This window comes from Bartonella sp. A05 (assembly GCF_026930145.1).
Lineage (GTDB): Bacteria > Pseudomonadota > Alphaproteobacteria > Rhizobiales > Rhizobiaceae > Bartonella.
The window spans coordinates 228956-253281 of record NZ_JANHOJ010000001.1 but is presented as its reverse complement, the minus strand read 5'-3'; the positions used below and the strand labels follow the sequence as shown (position 1 = coordinate 253281).

Here is a 24326-nt window from a genome sequence, read left to right as displayed (position 1 = left end):
AGGCTAAAATTATTGAAGTTTTAGTTGGCGAGTTGGCAAATGATATGATCAAGAAGAATGCGTCCTGTGGTCGTTGCTCTTAGGCGCTGGTTGCTCACCATTTCTACCAGTCCTTGTTGTTGTAAATGTATGAGTTTTGTCAGCGATAATCCTTTAGGGTTTAAGGTTTCATAACGTACAAGATCTAGGCCTTCTGAAAGACGTAAGCTCATGAGCAGCATTTCATCGGCTTGTTGCTCGTTATTCAAGTATTCTGTTTCGACACAGCCGTGACCTGTGGTTTCTACCAATTCAAGCCAATGTTCAGGATGTTTTTCATTTATGGTAACGTAACGCTCAGGGGTTTCAATTTTGGTTGGTGACATTTCCAAAAAAACAGAGGTATTTTTCAGTGTTTTCTTGATAAAACGTCCATGGGCACCTGGTCCAAAGCCTGCATATTCATGATAACGCCAATAAAGAAGATTATGACGTGATTCGGCTCCGGGAATTGCATGGTTTGAAATCTCATAGGCTGGAAGACCATGCATAGTGGTTATTTCTTGAGTAAGATTATAAAGGTTTGCTGCAAGTTTTGATACTGGGAGAACCAGTTTTCCTGCGGCATGAAGACGTTTGAATGCGGTTCCTTCTTCGATGGTGAGTTGGTAAAGGGAAAGATGATCTGCTGCTAAATCAATAGCTTGAGAAAGTTCACATTCCCACTCTTTGAGTGTTTGTTCGGGGCGAGCATAGATTAAATCAAAGGATAAACGTTCAAAGATTTCACGCGCTAAAGAAATGGCATGAAGAGCTTGTTTAACATCATGGCGACGACCCAGTTGTTTCAGTGCTTTGTCGTTGAGTGCTTGTACGCCTAACGATAAGCGATTAACGCCTGCTGTGCGATAGCCGCGAAAACGCTCTGCTTCCACACTTGAGGGATTCGCTTCCAGTGTGATTTCAGTTTTTTTGTCAATTGTCCAGTTTTTTGCCACGGCTTGTAATAAGGCATCGACAGTTTGGGGTGTCATAAGGGAAGGGGTACCACCTCCAATAAAAATACTCGCAATATGACGTGGACCTATGTCATGATATTGTGTTGACATTTCGCGTTCAATGGCGGCTGCAAAACGTAGCTGATCCACTTCCTTTGTACGCACGTGCGAATTAAAGTCACAATATGGACATTTGGCAGCACAAAAAGGCCAATGAATGTAAATACCGAAGGGTTCAATCATGAGAGTTCTAAAAGGTTTTCTGCGAGAAGTTTAAAAGCGCGGGCGCGATGTGAAAGAGGTGTTTCATCATTGAGTTTCCAGTTATGTTTTTGTTCTGTTGGCATTTCGCCAAATGTCTTCTCATATCCATCTGGTAAAAAAATAGGATCAAAACCAAAACCTTTGTTTCCGCGAGGTGGCCAAATTAATGTACCTTCAACGCTGCCACGAAAATAATCTGCATAGCCATCGGGCCAAGCAACACAGATTATCGATATAAACCGACCTTTTCGTTGTTTTTTTTCAATGGATCCGGCTTTTTGTAGTTCATCTTCTACTTTTTGCATAGCTTTTGCAAAATTACGTGTACCATCGGGTTGAAAAGCCCAATCAGCTGTATAAACGCCTGGTGCTCCGCCCAATGCATCAATTTCTAGGCCAGAATCATCAGATAAAGCAGGTAGTCCTGTAGCTTTTGCCGCTGCAAAGGCTTTGATATAAGCATTCTCTTCAAATGTTATTCCTGTTTCTTTTGGTTCGGGTAAGTCAAGCTCTTTTGCTGATTGTGTTGTTAAACCGAAAGGAGCAACCAAAGTGGTGATTTCGCGTAATTTGCCAGTATTATGTGTAGCAATGACGAGTTTTTCAACTTCTATTATACTTCTCATGTGTATCGCTCCTGAAATGAAGGATTAATTGTTTGTGTGATCAAGTATCGGTTGAGATCGGTTAAGCGGGATGATAAGTCCGATGATGCCAATTTTGCAAATTCCAACAAAAGGATAAATACAATATCATCGAAAGGTTTGGCTTTAGTAAGTGCTTGAATTTTTGCAAAGTAATGTAATTCATGGTAACAAAATTAATATTGATGTTAGCTTATAAATTTTCATAGTTGAAATCAATCATCAGTGTACTTTTGGAGATATTGCATAAAATGGCATAAACTTTGGTTTTAAGATTTTGTTACAGAGCATTGTTTGCTGTGCTTGAAATCAATTGAAGCAATTATAAAACATAGATATTACCACACTTATATGAGATATGATTCTTCTGCACGTTGTTGATATTTGTGCACAGCAAGTATTCGTATTGAATAAAAGAAGAGAGTGGATAAATGCACAAAATGACCTTTACTTTTTGACGATGGTATTTTTACGATAAGTTATATGATATTCTTTTGCACTGCTTTAGACTATTTGACCAGACCTTGACAAAACTTATATAAGAAGACAATGTTTTTGAAGTAGTGAACCAGTTGTGATGAAACACAAACCTATTGATGATGAACTAAAAGGCCTTGATGAACGTTCATGTGATATTTTTCGTCATATTGTTGAAGCTTATCTAAATGATGGTGAGCCGGTTGGTTCACGTAATCTTTCGCGGCTTTTACAACAAACTTTATCGCCTGCGACAATTCGCAATGTGATGAGTGATCTTGAACATCTTGGTCTGATTTATGCTCCCCATGTATCTGCAGGCCGAATGCCAACACAATCGGGCCTAAGGTTTTTTGTTGATGCATTTATGGAAGTGGATGATTTACCAACTGAGGAGCGTGAAAATATTGAAACTCAAGTTAAAGAATCTGCTCATGCACAATCCGTTGAGCATGTTCTGAGCCAGGCAAGCCAAATTCTTTCAGGTCTTTCGCGTGGGGCAGGGGTGGTCTTAGCAACGAAACAAGAAGGTATATTGAAGCATATTGAATTTGTGCGTCTTGATGAGGATCATGCTCTTGCGATTTTAGTGATGCAAACAGGTGAGGTTGAAAATCGTATCGTTCATTTACCGGAAGATGTCACTACTACACAATTGACAGAGGCAACGAATTTTTTGAATATGCATATTCAGGGACGTACACTGAGCGAAGCAAAAGCGGAAATTGCGTGTTTATGTGTGGAAATGCGGAGTGCACTAGATCAATTGTCTCATCATATCATTGAAACTGGATTAGCTCTTTGGGAAAAAGAAGGGACTGATCATAAAATGCATCTTATTGTTCGTGGGCGGAGCAATTTGCTTGAAGATGTCAAGGCAGAAAAAGATTTGGAACGATTGCGCCATTTATTTGATGATCTTGAAACACGTGAAAGTATGGCACAGTTGCTTGATATGGCAGATGAAGGTTCAGGAGTACGTATTTTCATTGGTTCGGAAAATAAGTTGTTCTCGCTTTCTGGCTCTTCTTTAGTGGTGGCGCCTTATTGCGATTCGCAGCGAAGGGTAATTGGTGCTTTGGGTGTTATTGGGCCAACACGGCTGAATTATGCGAAGATCGTGCCTATGGTTGATTATACAGCTCAACTTGTATCGCAGTTGCTGCGTTAGCACGATCAGATATTTTTTGTAGATATTCATTGTGTTAAGATGAATAAATATTACTTGATTTTTGTTTACAAAATTTCAATATCGAGAATAACAAATCTTATGAAGGAATAAAACTTGTATGTCTGACGAAAAAAATAAATTTGCTGACGCTTCATTTGAAAATCGCGATTTGAAAAATCCAGCTGATCGCAATGCACTTAAACAGGCAGCTGATGAATTTTTAAAAATGCGTAAAGAAGAGGCTTACGCAGAGGTTGAAGAAGAAAAAGAACCTGTCGATCCGTTAGTTGCTTTACAGGATGAAAATCAAGAACTGAAAAATCAACTTTTGCGTTTTGCTGCGGATATGGAAAATCTTAGGCGCAGAACTGCGCGTGATGTGGCTGATGCAAAAGCCTATTCGATTGCTAATTTCGCTCGTGATATGTTATCTGTTTCCGATAATCTTAATCGTGCCTTGGAGGCTATTCCAGCAGGTGCACGCGAAAGTGATGCTGGTTTGAAAACATTGGCTGAGGGTGTTGAAATGACAGAGCGTGCAATGATGGCTGCTTTGGAACGCCATGGGGTTAAGAAAATTAACCCAGAGGGGCAAAAATTCGATCCGCATTTTCATCAAGCAATGTTTGAAATTCCTAACTCCGACGTTCCAGATAATACTGTTCAGCAGGTTGTCCAAGCGGGTTATATCATTGGTGAGCGTGTTTTACGTCCAGCGATCGTTGGTGTTGCCAAAGGTGGCTTCAAAGAATCTTCTGGATCTGATATGGAATGAACATATCAGCCATAACAATTGGAATATAAAACCGTGCGCCGCCACGGTCAGTTCCCGTGCTATTAACATTGTACGAGATCGCTTTAGAAGACGCTTGTAAAAAACACTTTTACGCTTGAAGCGGCCAGCTTCCTTTTACGATATAGGGAGTATCGTTTAAGGGGTTTTCCGACGATAGCAGAACAAAATGATTGACCTCAAAAGAAGGAACAGCAAAATCACCTCGAGAAGCTAGATAAGAAGGGAGATCATCGGGTTGAATATCAAGCAGTCGTGCAAGAGTGATATGCGGTGTAAAGGGTGTTTTATCGGGAGTTAATCCTAAGCAATCTCGGGTGTGTTGTATTTTTTCGTGTAAAAGGCTGAGAGCTTCACAAGATGTAATGCGTATAACAAGAGAATGGGGAGCATTTTTTGAACCAAAAACCTCAAAACCCTCAGAACTTAGCATAAAAGGTGGGCATTTTATTGTGTTAAAGGCATGAATAATCCTCTCCTCTATGGAGGAGTCAATTTCACCAAAAAAAGACAAGGTGATATGAAAATTTTGCGGATTTATCCACTGTGCTTTTTTCAAGCCATTTTGTATAGAGACAAGTGCTTCCGTTGTTTTTTGAGGAATCTGAAGTGCACTGAACAAACGCAGCATGGTACCTCCTTGTGATTATAAGATATCACTATAAATGTGACGATGGGACAATTTATAATGAAACCACGTCGCTAAAAGACATGCAATGATGTAGAGAGAGAATGGCTAAAAAATGACTATTATAATATAAGTTGATTGCATAAACTCGGTTGCATTGAGAGAATAATATTGATCACTTCATAAGAACAGTGCTTGTATGAAGTACAGAAAAAAATCGCATATGCATGATTTATAAGACAATCGTGTCTGCTTCACACCCACCTATATTAATGCGACCTAGAATAAGAAAAATTTAATGCTTTTCATAATGAATATCTTATCATGTACAGATACCGTGAATAAAGAATGCTCTTATCACGAGTATTCATATCTAGAAAAATCGTTTGGAGATAATACGCGAAGTATAATACTTTTTGTCGTCATATTTTTTTATTTTGTTTAGCAAAGGGAAGCACGATAATAAATCGTGCACCGGTTTTTTTGTTTTTAAGTGATGGATCAAAAATATTTTCAGCTGTGAGCGTCCCATTATGAGCTTCAATAATTTGCCGACTGATGGAAAGCCCAAGGCCTGAATTTTGCCCAAACGCATCTTCATTTGGTCTATCAGTGTAGAAACGTTCAAAAATGTGATCGATATTCTCTGAACGAATACCAGGGCCGTTATCTTCAACAGTCAAAATGAGCATTGAATCTTGACTTTTCATAGTAATATCAATTTTACCATTGTTAAGAGGAATGAATGAACGCGCATTTTCAATGAGATTGGAAATGACTTGACCTAAACGTAATTCATGTCCCAAAACAAGATAATGTTTCCCATTAAGGCGCGGTATAATATTGAGATTTATATCGATAGTTTGTTTATTACGGTATACTTCACGAATAGCATGAATGAGACTTTCCAAAAGCACGCTCATATCAACGATCTGAGCGGTTTCGCGGGCTAGCTCTGCATCTAGCCTTGAGGCGTCGGAAATATCGGTAATTAAACGATCAAGACGGCGCACATCATGTTGGATAATTTCAAGCAATTGTTGTTGAGCGGCTTCATTTTTAGTCAGTGGTAGCGTTTCAACAGCACTACGCAGTGAAGTGAGAGGATTTTTTAATTCATGGCTTACATCAGCGGCAAAGCGTTCAATGGCTTCAATGCGCATATAAAGAGCGTTGGTCATATCGCGGATAGAGGTTGAAAGATGACCAATTTCATCTTCACGTTCTGAAAAATCAGGAATTTCTACGCGCTTATTGTTGCCATTGCGTACACGATTAGCAGAGGCAGATAATTTACTCAAGGGATTAGCAATCGTATGCGCTAAAAACATGGAAAGTACTAAAAGCACACTGCCAACAACAGAAAAGACTTTAAAAATAACTAATCTTTCTCCTTTTACGATATTATCAATATCTGAACCGATGGTTGAAAGAAGAAGAGCACCTACCACTGCACGATAACGTTGAACAGGTACTGCAACTGAAACAATTAATTGTCCTTGCTTGTTCCGTCGTTTTGCGGTTGCAGAAAAACCATTTAATGCTCGGTAAACTTCCGGATAAATAGCGCCATTGCTTTTTGTTTGCTCTCTATCAAGGGTAAGACCATTGCCGTAGATTGTATTTGAAAACCATGAAGAGAAGCGTTCCCACAGATTTTTCTTAATTTTGATTGGTGGTAAATCATAGCTGAAAATTTCACCACTGGAATAAAGAACACGCGAATCTAGAAGCAAAGTGGCATCACGATCGTAGATACGTGCTCTTGTCGTTTTCGGTGTGATAAGCCGGCGTAGAAGCGGAGCCACTTGTTCGGGATTAATAGGAAAATCCCAAGTGTCGGTTGATTGAGGTGTAGGTGTAATGCTTTCTCCAGCTTGTAGTTCCAAAAGTTTTTGAGGATCAATGAGAATAGAATTCGTATCGACTGTTGCAGAAGCAGCAATGGCTCCAGCAATAATTTTTCCTTGAGTGCGTAGACTTTCGATTTTCGCTTCAATCAAACCATCGCGAAATTGGTTAAGATATGAAATGCTTGTAACCAGAACACCAAGGGCAGCAAGATTTAAAATGACGATGCGGCGCGTAAGACTGGAAAAAAACAATTGCCTAAATAGACGTTGTACTCGAGAATACAAATGAACAAGCGTAGGAAATCGTGTTGAAGGAATGTCATTTGGTATTTTGTTTTGTAGTGTTACCAGTTGAAAATTATTTGTCATTAATTTGATCGCCGTTCAAATTTTCGCGACAAAATGATTTTACACTTCATGAAAACGATAGCCTACACCATAAAGTGTTTCAATCATTGCAAAATCATCATCCACTTGTTTAAACTTTTTACGCAAACGCTTAATGTGACTATCAATGGTACGATCGTCTACATAGACTTGGTCATTATAGGCGGCATCCATCAAAGCATCACGACTTTTTACAACGCCTGGTCGTTGTGCTAAAGTTTGAAGAATTAAAAACTCTGTAACTGTTAGGATAACAGGTTTATCTTTCCATGTACAGGTATGACGTTCTTGATCCATAACAAGATCTCCACGTTTAAGAGAGGAGGCGGGTGATGTTCCTGTCGAAAGTGGTTGATTTCGAGCGTTTGAACGGCGCAAAATAGCTCTCACTCTCTCAATAAGAAGGCGCTGAGAGAAGGGTTTAGTGATAAAATCATCAGCACCCATTTTGAGACCGAAAAGTTCATCAATTTCGTCATCTTTAGAGGTTAGAAAAATGACAGGGATATCGGATTTTTGACGCAATCGGCGCAAAAGTTCCATACCATCCATCCGCGGCATTTTAATATCAAAAATAGCTAAATGCGGGGGATGCAGCGTTAAACCTTTAAGTGCAGATGCTCCATCCGTGTAGCTTTCAACTCGATAGCCCTCTGTTTCAAGTGCAAAAGATAAGGATGTCAAAATATTGCGGTCATCATCAACAAGTACAATCGTTTGGGTGACTGTTGGAGTATCCTTCATGGCTTCTTAGACCTTTCTATTGCGGTGGCAGCAAATCGCCCACGCTATTTATATGGGAGTTCACATTTTTTTTGCAAAACAAATATGGTACAAATTGTAGCAAAGCAAAAAACCTTTCATTTTCACGGTAAAAGCGGTTTGGTTTTTTCGATTTTATAATGCTTTTATGTGCACTAGGATCCCTCCTCTCGGGAAAAATTTTCATTGAGGCCGTTTTCTTATTAAAGTTTACTACTGTTTGTGTCTAAGAGATGAGCAGGCTTATTTTCGATTATTGAAGTTTATAAAACCCACTTATCTATTTAAATGATTAAGAAAAAACATTGTGATGATACATGGGCAAAAAATGGGCTTTTATTGTACAAAAGGAAATTAAAATGGGACTCTCTAGCTTTGTTTAAACAGTTTGTAAAAAGCTTGGTATTGGCGATCATGAAGCGAAAGGAAGAATTCTTAAAGATACTCTTAATAATTTGCATGGTATTTCTTTTGTTGATGTTGATCAATTAAAGGATGCACGAAGTTGCTTTTACAAAAAATCCTTACTTTTATGAGGTGAGGTTTGATGATAGTCTTTGAAAAATCGCTGAATAAGTTTATGGAAAAGGACAAGGCGATAAAAATACGTTCATCTTTAAATCTAGTAAGTCGGTGTTTACAGTGATTTACAAAATTATCCCCCGTAAGCTTTACGTATTCCTAAACTCGACCGAGGTTTATTGGATTGAAAGTACGCTCTTTAGTCTTTTGCGGTAGTTTACAGAGAATTTTACAAGGTTAAGAAAAAGCGTGAAAAAGCTTTTCGCGCTTTTTATTGTATATCATTGGTTGCTCGAATTGACTGAATGATACTACAGTATCTCATTGGGAAGAGATTTTTTTAGATGGTATTTTCCCCATAGTATCTACGCAAAAGTTCACATTAATTTCACCAGCTTTTTCAAATATCAGTTTCGCAGCAACTTGATCACCTGGTTGAAATGGCTGTGAAAGTCCCATGAACATGATATGATTACCACCAGGCTTAAGTATAATTTCACCATTGCCTGGAATTTCAATACCATTGGGCATTTTTTCCATTTTCATAATATCGTTTATTACTGACATGGAATGAATTTCTGTTTCCTGCACACCATCCATTGAAACGGCAATCAATCGGTCAGGGATATTGCTGTGATTAATGATGTAGAGATAGCCGCTGCTAATTTTTGAGCCTTTAAGCGTTGCTCGTGTCCAAGGGTGAAGAATTTCTAAGTTGCCAAGTTTATATTGGTGGGCGGTTGTAGGAAAAGCTATAGAAGCAAAAATTAAAACATACGGAATGTGGGTGATAAATTTTTTTAGTAAATGTTTTGCGCAGGTAGTATGTGTAGACATAAAACCTTTTATCCTTTTAGCAATAAGTGTCATAATCGAGTATCCTCATCCATTATTGATGCTTTCTGTCAATTTTAGCAGAATTTTTGCTGAAAATAAAAGGAAACATTGCTCAAAATGATGTTAATAAATGATATATTTAATTTATGCGGTGAGAGAATGAGAATGCTTTGCGTAATGACTCCTTGTAATGTAAGGAAAGTCTAATGTTATTAGGAAGTATATGGGAAAAGAAAAAGTGGTTCGCTTTTGTATATTTGCAAACTTATGAAAGGAACAGGTAAGAAAAAGTTCAAGGCGGTTTTATTTAGAATGCAAGTTCTCTTAAAACTATGAGAGGAATCACTCTATAACAAGAGTAAATTATTGAATGTTTAGAAGCAGAGTTCTTGAAGTTAAATTTGTAGATAACATTCCTATAGGGATGAGGTATTTTAGAGGGTGGGTTTCATGTGATAATCGATGCGGGAATATTATGTTTAAAATTGAATAAAGATCTCTGTGAAAGTTTAATAAAGGCGCTTGTTGTATTTGTTGATATCCGTCCTTAATACACGAAAATACTTTCGAAACGTTCTACTGGAGTGTTTTATGTGGCTATGAGCGATAAGGTACCAAGCAAAAATTTTTCTTTCTTTCTTCAATTTTTACGGTGCAATGCATTTTTATGAGCATCAAAAAAGGTGCGCTATTGTATCTCTATCTACTATAAAAGTGGTGTTTTTACGTATGTGTTAAGAGTGAAAATGCTTATTTTTTAAAGAAAAATTTTTATTTTAGAAATGTTTCTTTCTTTATTCTCTTGTAGGTAAAGAAAGCTGTTCTTATATAGCAAACAACAAAGCTTGTTATGGTTTTTGATTTATTATTTGTGTAACTTGAAATTAAACGCAAGTTTTGAATGTGATGAGGAGCTGTCTTGGGAAGATGCTTGATGAAGGTTGAGGCAGCTTGCTGAATGGAGATTAAAATATGGCAAAAGTAATTGGTATTGATTTGGGGACGACCAACTCGTGTGTTTCTGTTATGGATGGCAAAAATGCAAAGGTCATTGAAAATTCAGAAGGAGCGCGGACAACGCCTTCTGTTGTTGCTTTTACTGATGGTGGTGAACGACTTGTTGGGCAACCTGCTAAACGGCAGGCAGTCACAAATCCTGAAGGAACAGTTTTTGCAGTGAAACGTCTGATTGGACGTCGCTTTGATGATCCGATGGTTGAGAAAGATAAGGCGCTTGTCCCTTATAAAATTGTTAAAGGTGATAATGGCGACGCATGGATTGAAGAAGCAGGTAAAAAATATTCTCCATCGCAAATTTCAGCTATGATTTTGCAAAAGATGAAAGAAACTGCAGAATCTTATCTTGGTGAAAAGGTTGAACAAGCAGTCATCACTGTTCCTGCTTATTTTAATGATGCACAACGTCAGGCCACTAAAGATGCTGGTAAAATTGCAGGGCTTGAGGTTCTGCGGATTATCAATGAGCCTACAGCGGCTGCTTTGGCTTATGGTTTGGATAAGAAAGATGGTAAAACGATAGCTGTTTATGATCTTGGTGGTGGTACATTTGACATTTCTGTACTTGAAATTGGAGACGGTGTTTTTGAAGTTAAGTCAACCAATGGAGATACATTCTTAGGTGGTGAAGACTTCGATATGCGCTTAGTTAGCTATTTTGCGGATGAATTCAAGAAAGAACAAGGGATTGATCTGAAAAATGATAAACTGGCTTTGCAGCGTTTGAAAGAAGCTGCTGAAAAAGCAAAGATTGAACTTTCTTCTTCACAACAAACAGAAGTCAATTTGCCATTTATTACAGCTGATCAGTCTGGCCCTAAGCACTTAACAATGAAATTGACTCGTGCAAAATTTGAATCTTTAGTTGATGATTTGGTGCAGCGTACTATCGAGCCTTGTAGAGCAGCATTAAAAGATGCAGGATTAAGTGCTGGTGAGATTGATGAAGTTGTTTTAGTTGGTGGTATGACACGCATGCCTAAGATTCAAGAAGTAGTGCAGAGCTTCTTTGGTAAAGATCCACATAAAGGCGTTAATCCTGACGAAGTTGTTGCTATGGGTGCGGCGATCCAAGGTGGTGTGTTGCAGGGTGATGTAAAGGACGTTTTGCTGTTAGATGTAACACCTTTGTCTTTGGGTATTGAAACCTTAGGGGGGGTATTTACACGTCTTATTGAACGCAATACCACTATTCCAACAAAAAAATCGCAGACTTTTTCAACAGCTGACGATAATCAAAATGCTGTGACTATTCGTGTTTTCCAAGGTGAACGCGAGATGGCTAATGATAACAAGTTGTTGGCTCAGTTTGATCTTGTTGGTATTCCACCGGCACCGCGTGGTGTTCCTCAAATTGAGGTTACCTTTGACATTGATGCAAACGGTATTGTTAATGTTTCAGCCAAAGATAAAGGAACCGGTAAGGAACATCAGATTCGTATTCAAGCATCAGGCGGTTTAAGTGATGCTGACATTGAAAAGATGGTCAAGGATGCAGAGGCGCATGCTGCTGAGGATAAGAAGCGTCGTGAAAGTGTTGAAGCTAAAAATCAGGCAGAAGCTCTTATCCACTCAACTGAGAAGTCACTGAAAGAATATGGCGATAAAGTATCGTCTGAAGATAAGGGACAAATTGAAGCAGCTATAGCTGATTTGAAGGCTGTACTTGAAGGTAATGATACTGAAGAGATGACAGCAAAGATGCAAAAATTAGCAGAGGTTAGCATGAAGCTTGGACAGGCTATGTATGAAGCTTCGGCAGCTGCAGAAGAGACAAATGCTGAAACAGATACAAAAAGTGAAGATGTTGTTGACGCTGATTTTGAAGAAATCAATGATAAGAAGAAATAGTTGAAGCAAATGTTTTATTAAGGTAATAAACCCGGCCTTTGAGATATAAGGCCGGGCTTTATTGTTCGAAAGTGGTTGTAACTCTGTTGCTTAAAAAATATAAATTGAAAATAAATGTTATCTTGAGATAGATAGATGACAGAAAATTTATCAGGAATACATGATGAAGGTTGATTATTATGAAATTCTTGGCGTAACGCGCGACTGTGATGATAAAAAGCTAAAATCTGCTTTTCGCAAATTGGCTATGCAATATCATCCTGATCGTAATGCAGGGGATAAAGAGGCAGAGCGGAAATTCAAAGAAATTGGCGAAGCCTATGAAATTCTGAAAGATCCTCAAAAGCGAGCTGCTTATGATCGGTTTGGACATGCAGCTTTTGAAAATAATGGTCGCGAAGGAGCTGGTCCATTTAGTGGGTTTTCTGCAAGCGGTGGATTTGCAGATATTTTTGAAGATTTTTTTGGCGAGATCATGGGAGGTGGGCATCGTAAACGCAGTGATGGTCGTGAACGTGGAGCAGATTTGAGCTATAGTATGGAGGTAACTTTAGAAGAAGCCTTTTTAGGAAAAACTGCTCAAATTAATATTCCAAGTGCCGTTATGTGTGATGTTTGTGATGGATCAGGTGCAAAAAAAGGTTCCAAACCACAAACATGTGGAACTTGTCATGGATCTGGGCGTGTGCGTGCTGCACAAGGCTTTTTTTCCATTGAGCGAACATGTCCGATGTGTCATGGTCGAGGAGAAACAATCACAGATCCATGTTCGAAATGCCATGGTAAAAGGCGCGTAGAAGAAAATCGTTCGTTGCGCGTTAATATTCCAGCGGGTATTGAAGATGGTACCCGTATTCGTCTTTCCGGTGAGGGGAATGCCGGTCTCCGTGGTGGATCTGCTGGCGATCTTTATATTTTTCTCTCTATTAAGCCGCATGAATTTTTTCAGCGAGAAGGTGCTGATCTTCACTGTAGTGTGCCTATTTCAATGATTACAGCTGCTTTGGGAGGTGAATTTGAGGTTTCTGGTCTCGATGGTGTCAAAGCACGGGTTAGGGTGCCAGAAGGAACACAAAATGGGCGCCAGTTTCGCCTTAAAGGTAAGGGAATGCCCATTTTGCGTCAGCAAGCGAAAGGTGATCTTTATATTCATATCACGATTGAAACGCCACAGAAATTAACGCAAAAGCAACGTGAATTGTTACAAGAATTTGATAGGCTTTCAAACCATGAAAATTCACCGCAATCCCATGGTTTTTTTGCGCGGATGAAAGAGCTTTTTGAAAATATTGCTGGTCAAAATTCATAAGGGAGCAAGGAGAGCGCATTAAACAGATTCTCTTAAGAAATTTTTCTATTTTAATCCATGTTGTATAAAAATTTTATGAGATGGATCAGTAAAACAGAGTTTGCTCTGCTTCCTTACGAGATTGATTGTTACCCATTTCTAGGATGTATGTATGTCTCTGTTGAGGAGGAATGCAGGTGCCGGCGTATTATCAACTGCATAACGTGTATTGTGTGGATTATGCTTTCGAGTGGATTTATTCTAACGAGTTACATTAGGTGATATCTCATCTAAAGGATAGAAATCTTCAATTATATCCTTAATTAATTAATGGTACTCTTATTCATTAAGTCAACAAAACACTGTTTATTCCGTTATCATATCAATTCTTTGGAAAGGATATTCTGATTGTTTTCGCAGCATTTCATTGTTACCCTCGGGAGAGGATTGTGATCAAGCGAGATAGTCAACAAAGGTTGTTATTGTACAAGTTTATAGATTGTTTCAATGTGGTTTATACAGTTTTATAAGGGAAGCATGCTATATAGGGTGTTATTTATTTCTTACTGTCTGTATTGTCGTGAAAAAATAGGCTGAAGTGTTCAATGATGTGCGTTATTTATGTGAAATTATGTCAGTCGTGAAGGGTGAAGACAGATATTTGCGCTATTCATTTCCATTATGCTTTGGTTTAAAGAACAGACCGTAGATCGCTTATATCAGATGGTGATATGGCCGATTTTGCTTCTCATGTTTTTTATAAAATTTTGAGAGAAATTAATAAATTTCAATGTGTTAAATAGAAATAAATTTATTTTAAACTTATTTTCATTTTTTTCAAACTTCCTTAAGAAAGGGTAAAAAATGATGAGGAGATTCTTTTGATGGATGATGTTGCAAGCACGAATGCAGATGTTTTTGAGAAACAAGCAGCATTTTTATCTTCTGCTTTGCCTTATATGCAAAAATATGAAAATGAAACGGTTGTGGTAAAATATGGTGGGCATGCTATGGGTGATCCTGCTTTAGGGCGGGTGTTTGCGCGTGATATTGCTTTATTGAAGCAGTCCGGCATTAATCCTATTGTGGTTCATGGTGGTGGTCCTCAAATTGCTGAAATCCTAATGAAAATGGGGATCGAATCGCGGTTTGAAAATGGCTTGCGTGTGACTGATAAAAAGATCGTTGAAATAGTTGAAATGGTTTTGGCAGGCTCTATCAATAAGGAAATTGTAGCTCTCATCAATGCTGAAGGTGAATGGGCCATTGGGCTTTGTGGCAAGGATGGAAATATGGTTTTTGCTGAAAAAGCGCGTAAGACTGTTATAGATCCTGATTCGCATATTGAACGTGTTCTGGATTTGGGATTTGTGGGTGAACCCGTTGAAATTGATCGAACATTGTTGGATCTTTTGGCGTGTTCTGCAATGATTCCAGTTATTGCTCCTGTTGCTCCAGGTCGCGATGGCAAAACTTATAATATTAATGCCGATACTTTTGCTGGAGCAATTGCTGGAGCTTTAGAAGCGAAACGTCTTTTGTTTTTGACCGATGTTCCTGGTGTATTGGATAAAGAAGGTAAGCTTTTAAAGAAATTGACAATTACCGAAGCTAAAGACCTTATCAGGGATGGAACGATTTCAGGTGGTATGATTCCAAAGGTAGAAAATTGTATTACAGCTGTTCAAAATGGCGTAGAAGGCGTTGTTATTTTGAATGGCAAATCTCCCCATACTGTTTTGATTGAATTGTTTACTGAACATGGGGCTGGAACGCTTATTGTTCCGTAGAACATACTAATAAATTAAAGAATGGATCTTTTTTATGGCTGTAAGAAAACAGTTAAATCACCCTTTTTTCAGAAATCCGGAATTGGCATTGTTTGCTGCTACAATACTTTGGGGTATTACATTTTTAATTATTCATATTGCAGTACGTTATAGTGGTCCTCTCTTTTTTGTAGGTTTTCGTTTCATTGTTGCTGCATGCATATGTGGGGTGATTTTTTGGCGATCTATGAGAAATATAACCGTTTATGAGATCTTCGCTGGCATGAGCATCGGTTTAGGAATGTTTCTTGGTTATGCTTTACAAGCAGCGGGGCTCCAGACTATTATTAGTAGCCAGTCTGCTTTCATTTCAGCACTTTATGTGCCGATGGTTCCAATATTGCAATGGATTTTTTTAAAAAAACCACCTCATTTTGCTTGTTGGATAGGTATTATTTTTGCTTTTATTGGGCTTATATTTGTTTCTGGACAAGGGTTCAAAGGTATTGATTTTTCGACCGGCGAAATTCTCACTTTGCTAGGGGCTTTAGCAATTGCTGGAGAAATTATTCTAATCGGACTTTTTGCAAGTAAGGTTGATAGTCGGCGTATAACGATTATACAATTATTTTTTGCAGGTCTTTTTTCATTTCTCTGTATGCCTTTGATGGGTGAAAGTATACCCGAATTTTCATGGGTGTGGTTGAATGTAGGTATAGGGTTGGCCTTGATGAGCTCAGTGATACAATTAGTTATGAACTGGGCACAGAAATCCATTTCACCTACACGCGCAACCCTTATTTATGCGGGCGAGCCTGTGTGGGCTGGTCTTGTTGGGCGTTTGGCAGGTGAGCGTTTATCCGCTTCAGCTCTGTTCGGAGGGGTGCTTATTCTGATTGGAATTGTGGTGGCGCAATTGCGATTCTCACTATGGCGGAAAAAGGATAAAATTCTTGAAAAATCTAATTAGCTTGTTCTTTCTCTTTTCTGAGATGCAAGGAATATGATGGAAATTTTAATCTTTTTTCACTCGAAAAGTTTTGTTCTTCTAAGACCAATTTTTACCTATATTCTTTTAAAGGTTGGCACGAGTGTGTAATTGGTCTTTGCGTTTTGTGCTATTCTTTGCTAAATCGCCTTATATGACAATAGATCGCAAATATATCCGTAATTTCTCCATTGTGGCTCATATCGACCATGGAAAGTCAACTTTGGCTGACCGCTTGATTCAAATGACTGGTGGCCTTGAAACACGAGAGATGAAGGATCAAGTTCTTGATTCCATGGATATTGAGCGTGAACGTGGGATCACCATTAAAGCACAGACAGTGCGCTTGCACTATAAAGCAAAGAATGGTGAACTATATATCTTAAATCTTATTGATACACCTGGCCATGTTGATTTTGCCTATGAGGTATCGCGTTCGTTGGCAGCGTGTGAAGGGTCGTTGCTGGTGGTCGATGCAAGCCAAGGAGTGGAGGCACAAACCTTGGCAAATGTTTATCAAGCTATTGATAATTCTCATGAATTGGTTGTTGTGCTCAATAAGGTAGATCTTCCAGCTGCAGAACCTGAGCGCGTGAAAGAGCAAATTGAAGATGTAATCGGAATTGATGCATCTGGAGCTTTGGAAATATCAGCAAAAACAGGTATTGGTATTGTTGATGTCTTGGAAGCAATTGTAACACAGTTGCCATCTCCACATATGGGTGATGTTACAAAACCTTTAAAGGCAATGTTGGTTGATAGCTGGTATGATTCTTATCTTGGCGTTATCGTTTTAGTACGGGTGATTGATGGTGTTTTGAAAAAGGGTCAGGCCATTCGTATGATGGGTACAGGGGCAAAATATCCAGTTGAACGAGTTGGAGTATTCACCCCGAAAATGGTACAGATTGATGAATTAGGACCAGGGGAGATTGGCTTTATCACTGCTTCTATTAAAGAGGTGGCTGATACCCGCGTTGGGGATACCATTACTGAAGATCGCCGCTCTTGTGAAAATGCATTGCCTGGTTTTAAACCTGCGCAACCGGTAGTTTTTTGTGGTCTTTTTCCAGTTGATGCAGCTGATTTTGATGATTTGCGCGCTGCCATGGGTAAATTGCGTTTAAATGATGCGAGTTTTTCCTTTGAAGTGGAAACATCAGCTGCTTTAGGTTTTGGCTTTCGTTGTGGTTTTTTAGGGCTTCTCCATCTTGAAATTATTCAAGAACGGTTAGAGCGTGAATTTAATTTGGATCTGATTGCGACAGCACCTTCGGTTGTTTATCGCATGAAGATGAATGATGGTTCCGTCAAGGAATTGCACAATCCAGCTGATATGCCTGATATTGTTAAAATTGCTGCTATTGAAGAGCCATGGATTCGGGCAACAATTATGACACCTAGTGATTATCTTGGGGCAATTTTAGAACTTTGCCAAGAACGTCGCGGATTACAGGCTGGTTTGTCCTATGTAGGAACACGCGCTATGGTGACGTATGATCTACCTCTCAATGAGGTGGTTTTTGATTTTTATGATCGTTTAAAGTCAATTTCAAAAGGATATGCTTCGTTTGACTATCAGATGACGGATTATTCTGAGGGTGATCTGGTTAAAATGTCTATTCTAGTGAATTCAGAACCTATAGATGCATTATCGATGCTTGTACATCGCAGCATAGCGGAAAAGCGCGGACGCGCACTGTGTGAAAAACTGAAAGATCTTATTCCTCAACATATGTTTCAAATTCCAGTTCAAGCGGCAGTTGGTGGTAAAATTATTGCTCGTGAAACAATTCGTGCTTTGCGCAAAGATGTAACAGCTAAATGTTATGGCGGTGACGTAACTCGTAAACGCAAACTTTTGGAAAAGCAAAAAGAGGGCAAAAAACGGATGCGTCAGTTCGGTAAGGTGGAAATTCCGCAATCTGCCTTTATTCAAGCACTTAAGATGAGTAAATAATTTAAAAAGAGGAATATTTCCTTTTTTTTATGTAATGGGTGCTTTATAGTTTATGTGTGAAAAGCTTGAGAAAGCATTTTTAATCGCGTAAGAGATCATTAATAGATGTTTTTTCACGTGTTTTTTGATCAACCCGTTTTACAATGACGGCGCAATAAAGATTGGGGCCTGCTTCACCATTTGGTAATGGTTTTCCCGGCAATGAGCCTGAAACAACAACAGAATAGGCGGGAACTTCACCTATAAAAACTTCGCCTGTTGTACGGTCAATAATTTTTGTAGACTTACCAATAAAAACGCCCATACCTAAAACAGCTCCTTCACGGATAATACAACCTTCAACAATTTCAGAACGTGCACCGATAAAGCAATTGTCTTCAATAATTGTTGGGTTTGCTTGGAGTGGTTCTAAAACACCTCCAATGCCGACACCCCCAGAAAGATGAACATGTTTACCAATTTGCGCACAGGAACCAACAGTAGCCCATGTGTCAATCATTGTTCTTTCATCTACATAGGCACCAAGATTAACAAAGGATGGCATCAATATGACATTGGATGCAATATAGGCAGAATGGCGTACGATAGCTCCAGGAACAGAGCGGAAATCAGCTTTTTTGAAATCAGCTTCTTTCCAACCAGAAAATTTGGAAGATACTTTATCCCACCAATAGGATTCATTAGCACCTCCAGCAATAAGATTCGTAGGATTGAGACGAAAAGAGAGAAGAATGGCCTTTTTTAACCATTGATGAACATGCCATTGGCCGTCTTTTTGGCGGTTTGCTACGCGGATGTCACCTTTGTCGAGAAGATTTAATGTGTATTCAACACTGTCACGGATTTCACCTTTTGTAGAGGTGTTGATAGAAGCGCAATCATCAAATGCTTTTTCAATAATTGTTTTCAGTTGTATGAGATTGGTCATTACTAGGGTTCCGTTAAACAAGTTAGAAGCATAAAATTATTATTTATGACCTACGCGAAGAAATATGTATAGTCAATAAAGGGATAGAAAAGACCGTAGGAGGGGGTACGTAGACAAAAGGTATAGTGGAATGGTGAAAGAAGAAACAAATGGTACGTCATTACTTCGTGCGGAAGAGGTAGTACAACAGATGAGCGAAGTAGCTGATACAGAACAAACGTGCTCGCCAACTTATCGTTTGGCTTATATGGATCAAGAATTTATGATGCGTCCTGAATTGCGTTCACAGCGCATTGGCCTTGAGCTTTTAAAACCAGAAATAATTCTTCAAGAATGTGGCATTCAATCGACTGTCGTGCTGTTTGGTGGAGCGCGTATTCCTGAGCCTGAGCAAGAGGCATGGGCAGCGCACAATGAAGCGCAAGAGAAAAATTTACAAATGATGTCGCGCTATTATAATGAAGCAAGAGAATTTGCGCGTTTGTGTTCGCACTATTCTGCTACCACTGAATATCGTGAATTTGTGATTGCTACGGGAGGGGGACCTGGAGTGATGGAAGCAGGAAATCGCGGTGCCACTGATGTCGGTGCGCCCTCGATTGGTTTGAATATTGTTCTACCTCATGAGCAAATCCCCAATGCTTATATAACTCCGCATTTGTGTTTTAATTTTCATTATTTTGGGATACGCAAAATGCATGCTTTAATGCGGGCGAAGGCGTTGGCAATTTTTCCGGGAGGATTGGGCACCTTGGATGAGTTGTTTGAAGCGTTAACTTTAGTGCAAACGGGATGTGTTAAACGCATTCCAATTTTAATGTTTGGTGAGGAATTTTGGAAAAATGTTATCAATTTTGATTATTTATCCGCGCAAGGGACAATTTCTCCTTCCGATGTTTCTCTCATGACATTTGTCAATACAGCAGCAGAAGCTTTTGAAAAAATTCGCTCCTTTTATAATCTTACTTAACAGCTTTTGGAGAAGAAACTTCTTAAGGGGTATTTAATAGTCAATTTTTGTCAAATAAAGGCCTGAAGGAGGAGCAACCATACCGCAGCGTGCGCGATCTTTGGCATGGAGCGCGTCTTCAAGATCTTGAGCTGTCCAGCGTCCGATGCCCACTTCCATAAGGCTTCCTGCAAATGAACGGATTTGATGATGAAGAAAAGAACGCGCTTGTGCATATAAAAAAATTTCTTCTCCTTCTTTTTGAATATCTAAGCGTTCAAGAGTGCGAATAGGACTTGTGGCTTGACAATGGGCTGAGCGGAAAGTCGTAAAATCGTGCCGCCCTACAAGTCTTTGAGCCGCTTCGTGCATAGCTTCAGCATTGAGGGGTTTTGGCAACCACCACACGCGTTTGGCGTTGAGAGCTGGTTGTGAACGGCGATTAAGAATTTTAAAAAGATAATAGCGTTTGGTTGCACAAAATCGTGCATCAAAGCTATCAGGGACGTTTTGTACATTTAAAATGGCAATATCTTCGCCCTGTTGTCGCAGATGAGCATTGATTGCATCGCGTACGGTATGTGGATGCCAATTTTTTGTTAAATCGACATGAGCAACCTGTCCTGTTGCATGCACACCAGCGTCAGTTCTGCCAGCTGCGGTGATGGTTCGTTGTTGACCACTAAAATGACAAATAGCTTGTTCAATGGTTCCTTGTATAGTGCGAAGATCTGCTTGACGTTGCCAGCCCGCATAATTTGAGCCATCATATTCAATGGTAAGTTTAAAACGCGGCATATCAAAAAATTGCAGAAATATTGGCACCCCGCAAGAATGTTTGGCTATCAAGAATTTTGCCGCCCGATCTTTGCAGATGTGTTATTTCTATACGTCCTTGTCCACAGTGGATAATCAGATTATCTGGTTCTATACGACCGATTTTGAGAGAGATTCCTTCTGCTAAACGACTTCCAAGAATTTTAACGCGTTCTTGTTTCCCACTGATACTCATTTCGCACCAGCTTCCAGGAGAGGAAGAAAGAGCACATATTTGCTTGTGAATGGATTCTGCAGATTGTGTCCAATCAATACGGGTTTCGTCTTTACTTATTTTTGAAGCATAGGTCACGCCTTCCTGCGATTGCGGAGTAAGTTTAAGTTGTCCTTTTTCAAGAGCAGACAGAGCTTCGACCATGAGTTCTGCTCCTATATGTGAAAGCTTTTCTGAAAGTTCACAGGCTGTGATATTCTCTGTGATGACGATTGAACGGGATAAAGCGACAGGTCCTGTATCAAGTCCTTCATCCATTTTCATAATTATCATTCCGGTTTCCTGGTCACCAGCCATGATTGCACGCTGAATAGGTGCAGCACCACGCCAGCGTGGTAAGAGTGAAGCATGTGCATTCAAACAACCAAAGCGCGGTGTTTCAAGAATGGTTTTTGGTAAGAGCAATCCATAGGCGACAACAACAGCAACATCGACAGAAAGTGCTGCAAATTTAGCTTGTTCTTCAGCTGTTTTAAAACTTTGAGGCGTGAAAACAGGGATAGATTTTGCTTCTGCTGCGCTTTGAACAGGAGAAGGGATTAATTTAAGACCACGCCGTCCTGCTGGACGAGGCGGTTGGCTGTAGACTGCTGCAATATCATGTCCTGCATCTAATAAAGCATGTAAAATGGGAACAGAAAAAGCAGGTGTTCCCATAAAACTTAACCGTAATGCCATTACAAAATTGCTTCCTGTATGTTTTTTTCTTTTGCTCGTTTTTTTAATTTGCGTATCACCATATCGCGCTTGATTTTGGAAATGTGATCAATAAAAAGATGGCCATTTAAATGATCAATTTCATGTTGCAAGCAAGTGGCTAAGAGATCATTGGCTTCAATTTCCATTTGCTTTCCTGCATGATCTCTATAGCGCATGCGAAGTTGTTTTGGACGTTCAACTTCCGCATAATATTCAGGAATAGAAAGGCACCCCTCTTTGTAAATATTGCGTTCATCCGATAGCCATAAGATTTCTGGATTAATAATAATGAGCGGCTCTTTGAGAGTCTCTTTTTCAGAAACATCTATGACCAACATACGCAAGGGCACACCAATTTGGATAGCGGCAAGGCCAATACCTTGAGCATCATACATTGTTTGCAACATATCGTCAGCGAGTTTTTGGACATTTGAATCGATATGCTCGATTGGTTTTGAAACTTCACGTAAAATCGGATCAGGTAAAAGAACTAAAGGTTGTATTGACATACAGATAAGTTAATGAATGGTTTGTTTCTGGTCAATATTGAATAAGCGATTTGTGCGCTTTTTTACAGTAAAACCGCTATATTGTTTTTTATGTTTGATTCGTTTTTTTCTTTAATGCCCTTTAGTGGGTATTTAGTTCAGCTAATGATCCTGTTTCTGTTAGCTGGTGTGGTGCTTTTTATGATTCTGCAGAGTAACCGGAAAAGGGCACTCTGGGAAAGTGAAGCGGCTGAACGTGCCCGTGAGGCGCAAATGCAGATGGCTACATTGTTGAAAACGCAGGCTGAAATGCAAGGGCGTATGCAGACAATGACAGAAATTTTTGGTCAAAGACAGGCTGAACTCAATCAGTCTATCTGTGAGAAACTCAATGGGATGACAACCAATTTGGGTCAAACTCTTCAGGTGCAAACCAAATCTACTTATGAAAATTTGGCTCGTTTGCAAGAACGTTTAGCGGTGATTGATGCTGCGCAAAATAATATTCAGTCGCTTACTGGGCAGGTTGTTCAGCTACAGGCCATTTTAAACAATAAGCAGACGCGTGGTGCTTTTGGTCAGGGGCGAATGGAAGCGATCATTGCCGATGCTTTACCAGCCAAAGCTTATGTTTTTCAGGCGGTTCTCTCAAACGGAAAACGCCCGGATTGTCTCATTCATATGCCTAATAAGGCACCTTCTCTTGTTGTTGATGCTAAATTTCCTCTGGAGGCTTGGAATGCAATTCGTCAGGCCGCATCATCTCAGGAACGCCAGGAAGCAGAACGTCAATTTCGCACCAATATGGATGTTCATATTCGTGATATTGCGCAAAAATATTTAATTCCTGGCGAAACGCATGATACCGCTTTTCTCTTTGTTCCATCGGAATCGATTTTTGCAACAATCTATGAAGATTTTGAGCCACTGGTACAAAAAGCCAATCGGTCACATGTAATTATTGTATCGCCCTCTTTGCTGATGTTATCTGTTCAAGTTGTACAAACAATTATGAAGGATGCGAAAATGCGTGAACAAACGCATTTGATCCAGTCTGAAGTGGCAAAATTGATGGAAGATCTCGGGCGGATGGATACGCGTGTTCGTGCTTTGCAGAAACATTTTTATAAAATGGGTGAAGATATCGAGGCGATTTTGATATCTTCCTCTAAAATTATGAAGCGGGGTAGTCGCATAGACGCTTTCGATTTAAAAGAAAATGATACAACCTCAATGCCGGTAACAGCTCCTGTTCAGCCGCAAAAATTGCGTTTCATTGATGAGGAGTAGAGCCAATGCTTAGATAGAATTCATAAGATACAGAGTGTGGTGATATCCTTCATTTATTCGTAAGAATTTTTGAGTATTTAGGCTTGGTTTGCTCTCTAATCAGAGGAAAAAATTGTGCGATACCTTGTGTTTTTAGGAGCATTAGCGTTTTTGCTGAGTGCTTGTGCAACAAAACCTCCTATGCATACAAATAATGCTTGCGCTGTTTTTGCTCAGAAAGATGGTTTTTTTGATAATTGGGAAAAAGCTTCTAAGAATGCAGAAATGCGTCATGGGATTCCTATGCCCATTATTCTTGCAACCATTAATATGGAATCAAGCTTTCGTCATGATGCGCGTCCTTCACGTACAAAACTCCTTGGTTTTATTCCATGGAAGCGTCGTTCGACGGCTTATGGCTATTCTCAAGCACTTGATGGTTCATGGGAAATGTACCTCCGTTCCACAGGAAAGTCTTCTGCGCGGCGTACAAGTTTTTCAGATTCAGCGGATTTTGTTGCTTGGTATCATAGTCAAAGTGTTCGACGCAATGGCGTTCACCCTCATGATGCATATAATCTTTATTTAAATTATCATATGGGACATGGTGGTTATGCGCGTGGAAATCGCCCAACTGCGGCGCTTGCAGCGGCTGCACAACGTATGGAAAAAATGTCTAGACTTTATGATCAGCAGTTAAAAGCATGTGGACGGCGCTAGAGAAGGTTATCAAATCTGATCGGATATCGTTTAG

Annotated in this window: 20 protein-coding genes; 10 read left to right on the top strand and 10 right to left on the bottom strand. The window is 39.5% G+C overall.

Annotated elements, in window-relative coordinates; all coding sequences use genetic code 11:
• Positions 1-20: 20 nt before the first annotated feature.
• Both hemW and rdgB read right to left on the bottom strand, forming a co-directional pair.
• A complete protein-coding gene (hemW, locus tag NPX98_RS01005; RefSeq protein ID WP_269022103.1) occupies positions 21-1220 on the bottom strand; it encodes a radical SAM family heme chaperone HemW in 1200 nt (399 codons plus the stop codon).
• Entirely contained in the window at positions 1217-1867 is a 651-nt protein-coding gene (rdgB, locus tag NPX98_RS01000; protein WP_269022102.1) for an RdgB/HAM1 family non-canonical purine NTP pyrophosphatase, read from the bottom strand. Before rdgB ends, hemW begins: the two co-directional genes overlap by 4 nt.
• A 595-nt stretch (positions 1868-2462) precedes the next feature.
• Between rdgB and hrcA the strand changes: the two genes are divergently transcribed.
• Entirely contained in the window at positions 2463-3533 is a 1071-nt protein-coding gene (gene hrcA / locus NPX98_RS00995) for a heat-inducible transcriptional repressor HrcA (protein ID WP_269022423.1), read from the top strand.
• Between the two features lie 118 nt (positions 3534-3651).
• Positions 3652-4308 (top strand): nucleotide exchange factor GrpE, encoded by a 657-nt coding sequence (grpE, locus tag NPX98_RS00990; RefSeq protein WP_269022101.1) that lies wholly within the window; start codon positions 3652-3654, stop codon positions 4306-4308.
• 109 nt (positions 4309-4417) lie between these two features.
• Here grpE and thpR read toward each other — a convergent pair whose 3' ends face one another.
• From thpR to NPX98_RS00970, 4 genes are all read right to left on the bottom strand, one after another.
• Complete coding sequence (gene thpR, locus NPX98_RS00985; RefSeq protein WP_269022100.1) at positions 4418-4957, bottom strand: RNA 2',3'-cyclic phosphodiesterase; 540 nt, start codon at positions 4955-4957, stop codon at positions 4418-4420.
• Between the two features lie 419 nt (positions 4958-5376).
• Entirely contained in the window at positions 5377-7176 is a 1800-nt protein-coding gene (locus tag NPX98_RS00980; protein ID WP_269022098.1) for a sensor histidine kinase, read from the bottom strand.
• A gap of 39 nt (positions 7177-7215) precedes the next feature.
• Positions 7216-7938, bottom strand: a complete 723-nt coding sequence (locus NPX98_RS00975; protein ID WP_269022097.1) for a response regulator transcription factor — start codon at positions 7936-7938, stop codon at positions 7216-7218.
• An 861-nt stretch (positions 7939-8799) separates the two neighbouring features.
• A complete protein-coding gene (locus tag NPX98_RS00970; protein WP_269022421.1) occupies positions 8800-9351 on the bottom strand; it encodes a copper chaperone PCu(A)C in 552 nt (183 codons plus the stop codon).
• Between the two features lie 936 nt (positions 9352-10287).
• Here NPX98_RS00970 and dnaK point away from each other — a divergent pair.
• From dnaK to lepA, 5 genes are all read left to right on the top strand, one after another.
• Positions 10288-12183, top strand: coding sequence for a molecular chaperone DnaK (dnaK, locus tag NPX98_RS00965; protein WP_269022096.1), 1896 nt, complete (start codon positions 10288-10290; stop codon positions 12181-12183).
• A gap of 163 nt (positions 12184-12346) precedes the next feature.
• Positions 12347-13492 carry a molecular chaperone DnaJ gene (gene dnaJ, locus NPX98_RS00960; RefSeq protein ID WP_329957896.1) on the top strand — a complete coding sequence of 382 codons (1146 nt, stop codon included), beginning with the start codon at positions 12347-12349 and terminating at the stop codon, positions 13490-13492.
• 863 nt (positions 13493-14355) lie between these two features.
• Positions 14356-15261 (top strand): acetylglutamate kinase, encoded by a 906-nt coding sequence (argB, locus tag NPX98_RS00955; RefSeq protein WP_269022420.1) that lies wholly within the window; start codon positions 14356-14358, stop codon positions 15259-15261.
• A gap of 34 nt (positions 15262-15295) precedes the next feature.
• Positions 15296-16210 (top strand): DMT family transporter, encoded by a 915-nt coding sequence (locus NPX98_RS00950; RefSeq protein ID WP_269022094.1) that lies wholly within the window; start codon positions 15296-15298, stop codon positions 16208-16210.
• Positions 16211-16382: 172 nt separating this feature from the next.
• On the top strand, positions 16383-18188 hold the full coding sequence (gene lepA, locus NPX98_RS00945) for a translation elongation factor 4 (protein ID WP_269022417.1): 1806 nt from the start codon (positions 16383-16385) through the stop codon (positions 18186-18188).
• Positions 18189-18267: 79 nt separating this feature from the next.
• On the opposite strand, the gene dapD is transcribed toward lepA, so the two are convergent.
• Positions 18268-19116, bottom strand: a complete 849-nt coding sequence (dapD, locus tag NPX98_RS00940; RefSeq protein ID WP_269022093.1) for a 2,3,4,5-tetrahydropyridine-2,6-dicarboxylate N-succinyltransferase — start codon at positions 19114-19116, stop codon at positions 18268-18270.
• A 130-nt stretch (positions 19117-19246) separates the two neighbouring features.
• Here dapD and NPX98_RS00935 point away from each other — a divergent pair, with 130 nt between their 5' ends.
• Entirely contained in the window at positions 19247-20086 is an 840-nt protein-coding gene (locus tag NPX98_RS00935; protein WP_269022092.1) for an LOG family protein, read from the top strand.
• A gap of 33 nt (positions 20087-20119) precedes the next feature.
• Here NPX98_RS00935 and truA read toward each other — a convergent pair whose 3' ends face one another.
• The 3 genes from truA to def are packed head-to-tail and all read right to left on the bottom strand — an operon-like array spanning position 20120 to position 22324.
• A complete protein-coding gene (gene truA / locus NPX98_RS00930) occupies positions 20120-20863 on the bottom strand; it encodes a tRNA pseudouridine(38-40) synthase TruA (protein WP_269022091.1) in 744 nt (247 codons plus the stop codon).
• 1 nt (position 20864) lies between these two features.
• The gene (gene fmt / locus NPX98_RS00925; RefSeq protein WP_269022090.1) at positions 20865-21794 is read right to left on the bottom strand and encodes a methionyl-tRNA formyltransferase; all 930 of its coding nucleotides are present in this window, start codon (positions 21792-21794) and stop codon (positions 20865-20867) included.
• Positions 21794-22324 carry a peptide deformylase gene (def, locus tag NPX98_RS00920; RefSeq protein ID WP_269022089.1) on the bottom strand — a complete coding sequence of 177 codons (531 nt, stop codon included), beginning with the start codon at positions 22322-22324 and terminating at the stop codon, positions 21794-21796. Before def ends, fmt begins: the two co-directional genes overlap by 1 nt.
• Before the next feature lie 90 nt (positions 22325-22414).
• On the opposite strand from def, the gene NPX98_RS00915 reads away from it, so the two are divergent.
• Positions 22415-23593 carry a DNA recombination protein RmuC gene (locus NPX98_RS00915; protein WP_269022088.1) on the top strand — a complete coding sequence of 393 codons (1179 nt, stop codon included), beginning with the start codon at positions 22415-22417 and terminating at the stop codon, positions 23591-23593.
• A gap of 114 nt (positions 23594-23707) precedes the next feature.
• Entirely contained in the window at positions 23708-24292 is a 585-nt protein-coding gene (locus NPX98_RS00910) for a transglycosylase SLT domain-containing protein (protein ID WP_269022087.1), read from the top strand.
• The last annotated feature ends 34 nt before the right edge of the window (positions 24293-24326 follow it).

Excerpts from the sequence above, each read along its gene's own strand:
- rdgB (WP_269022102.1), bottom strand. The coding sequence starts at position 1,867 with ATGAGAAGTATAATAGAAGTTGAAAAACTCGTCATTGCTACACATAAT.
- argB (WP_269022420.1), top strand. The coding sequence starts at position 14,356 with ATGGATGATGTTGCAAGCACGAATGCAGATGTTTTTGAGAAACAAGCA.
- lepA (WP_269022417.1), top strand. The coding sequence starts at position 16,383 with ATGACAATAGATCGCAAATATATCCGTAATTTCTCCATTGTGGCTCAT.
- NPX98_RS00915 (WP_269022088.1), top strand. The coding sequence starts at position 22,415 with ATGTTTGATTCGTTTTTTTCTTTAATGCCCTTTAGTGGGTATTTAGTT.
- grpE (WP_269022101.1), top strand. The coding sequence starts at position 3,652 with ATGTCTGACGAAAAAAATAAATTTGCTGACGCTTCATTTGAAAATCGC.
- NPX98_RS00950 (WP_269022094.1), top strand. The coding sequence starts at position 15,296 with ATGGCTGTAAGAAAACAGTTAAATCACCCTTTTTTCAGAAATCCGGAA.
- hrcA (WP_269022423.1), top strand. The coding sequence starts at position 2,463 with ATGAAACACAAACCTATTGATGATGAACTAAAAGGCCTTGATGAACGT.
- thpR (WP_269022100.1), bottom strand. The coding sequence starts at position 4,957 with ATGCTGCGTTTGTTCAGTGCACTTCAGATTCCTCAAAAAACAACGGAA.
- dapD (WP_269022093.1), bottom strand. The coding sequence starts at position 19,116 with ATGACCAATCTCATACAACTGAAAACAATTATTGAAAAAGCATTTGAT.
- NPX98_RS00975 (WP_269022097.1), bottom strand. The coding sequence starts at position 7,938 with ATGAAGGATACTCCAACAGTCACCCAAACGATTGTACTTGTTGATGAT.
- dnaK (WP_269022096.1), top strand. The coding sequence starts at position 10,288 with ATGGCAAAAGTAATTGGTATTGATTTGGGGACGACCAACTCGTGTGTT.
- NPX98_RS00935 (WP_269022092.1), top strand. The coding sequence starts at position 19,247 with ATGGTGAAAGAAGAAACAAATGGTACGTCATTACTTCGTGCGGAAGAG.
- truA (WP_269022091.1), bottom strand. The coding sequence starts at position 20,863 with ATGCCGCGTTTTAAACTTACCATTGAATATGATGGCTCAAATTATGCG.
- dnaJ (WP_329957896.1), top strand. The coding sequence starts at position 12,347 with ATGAAGGTTGATTATTATGAAATTCTTGGCGTAACGCGCGACTGTGAT.
- fmt (WP_269022090.1), bottom strand. The coding sequence starts at position 21,794 with ATGGCATTACGGTTAAGTTTTATGGGAACACCTGCTTTTTCTGTTCCC.
- NPX98_RS00980 (WP_269022098.1), bottom strand. The coding sequence starts at position 7,176 with ATGACAAATAATTTTCAACTGGTAACACTACAAAACAAAATACCAAAT.
- hemW (WP_269022103.1), bottom strand. The coding sequence starts at position 1,220 with ATGATTGAACCCTTCGGTATTTACATTCATTGGCCTTTTTGTGCTGCC.
- def (WP_269022089.1), bottom strand. The coding sequence starts at position 22,324 with ATGTCAATACAACCTTTAGTTCTTTTACCTGATCCGATTTTACGTGAA.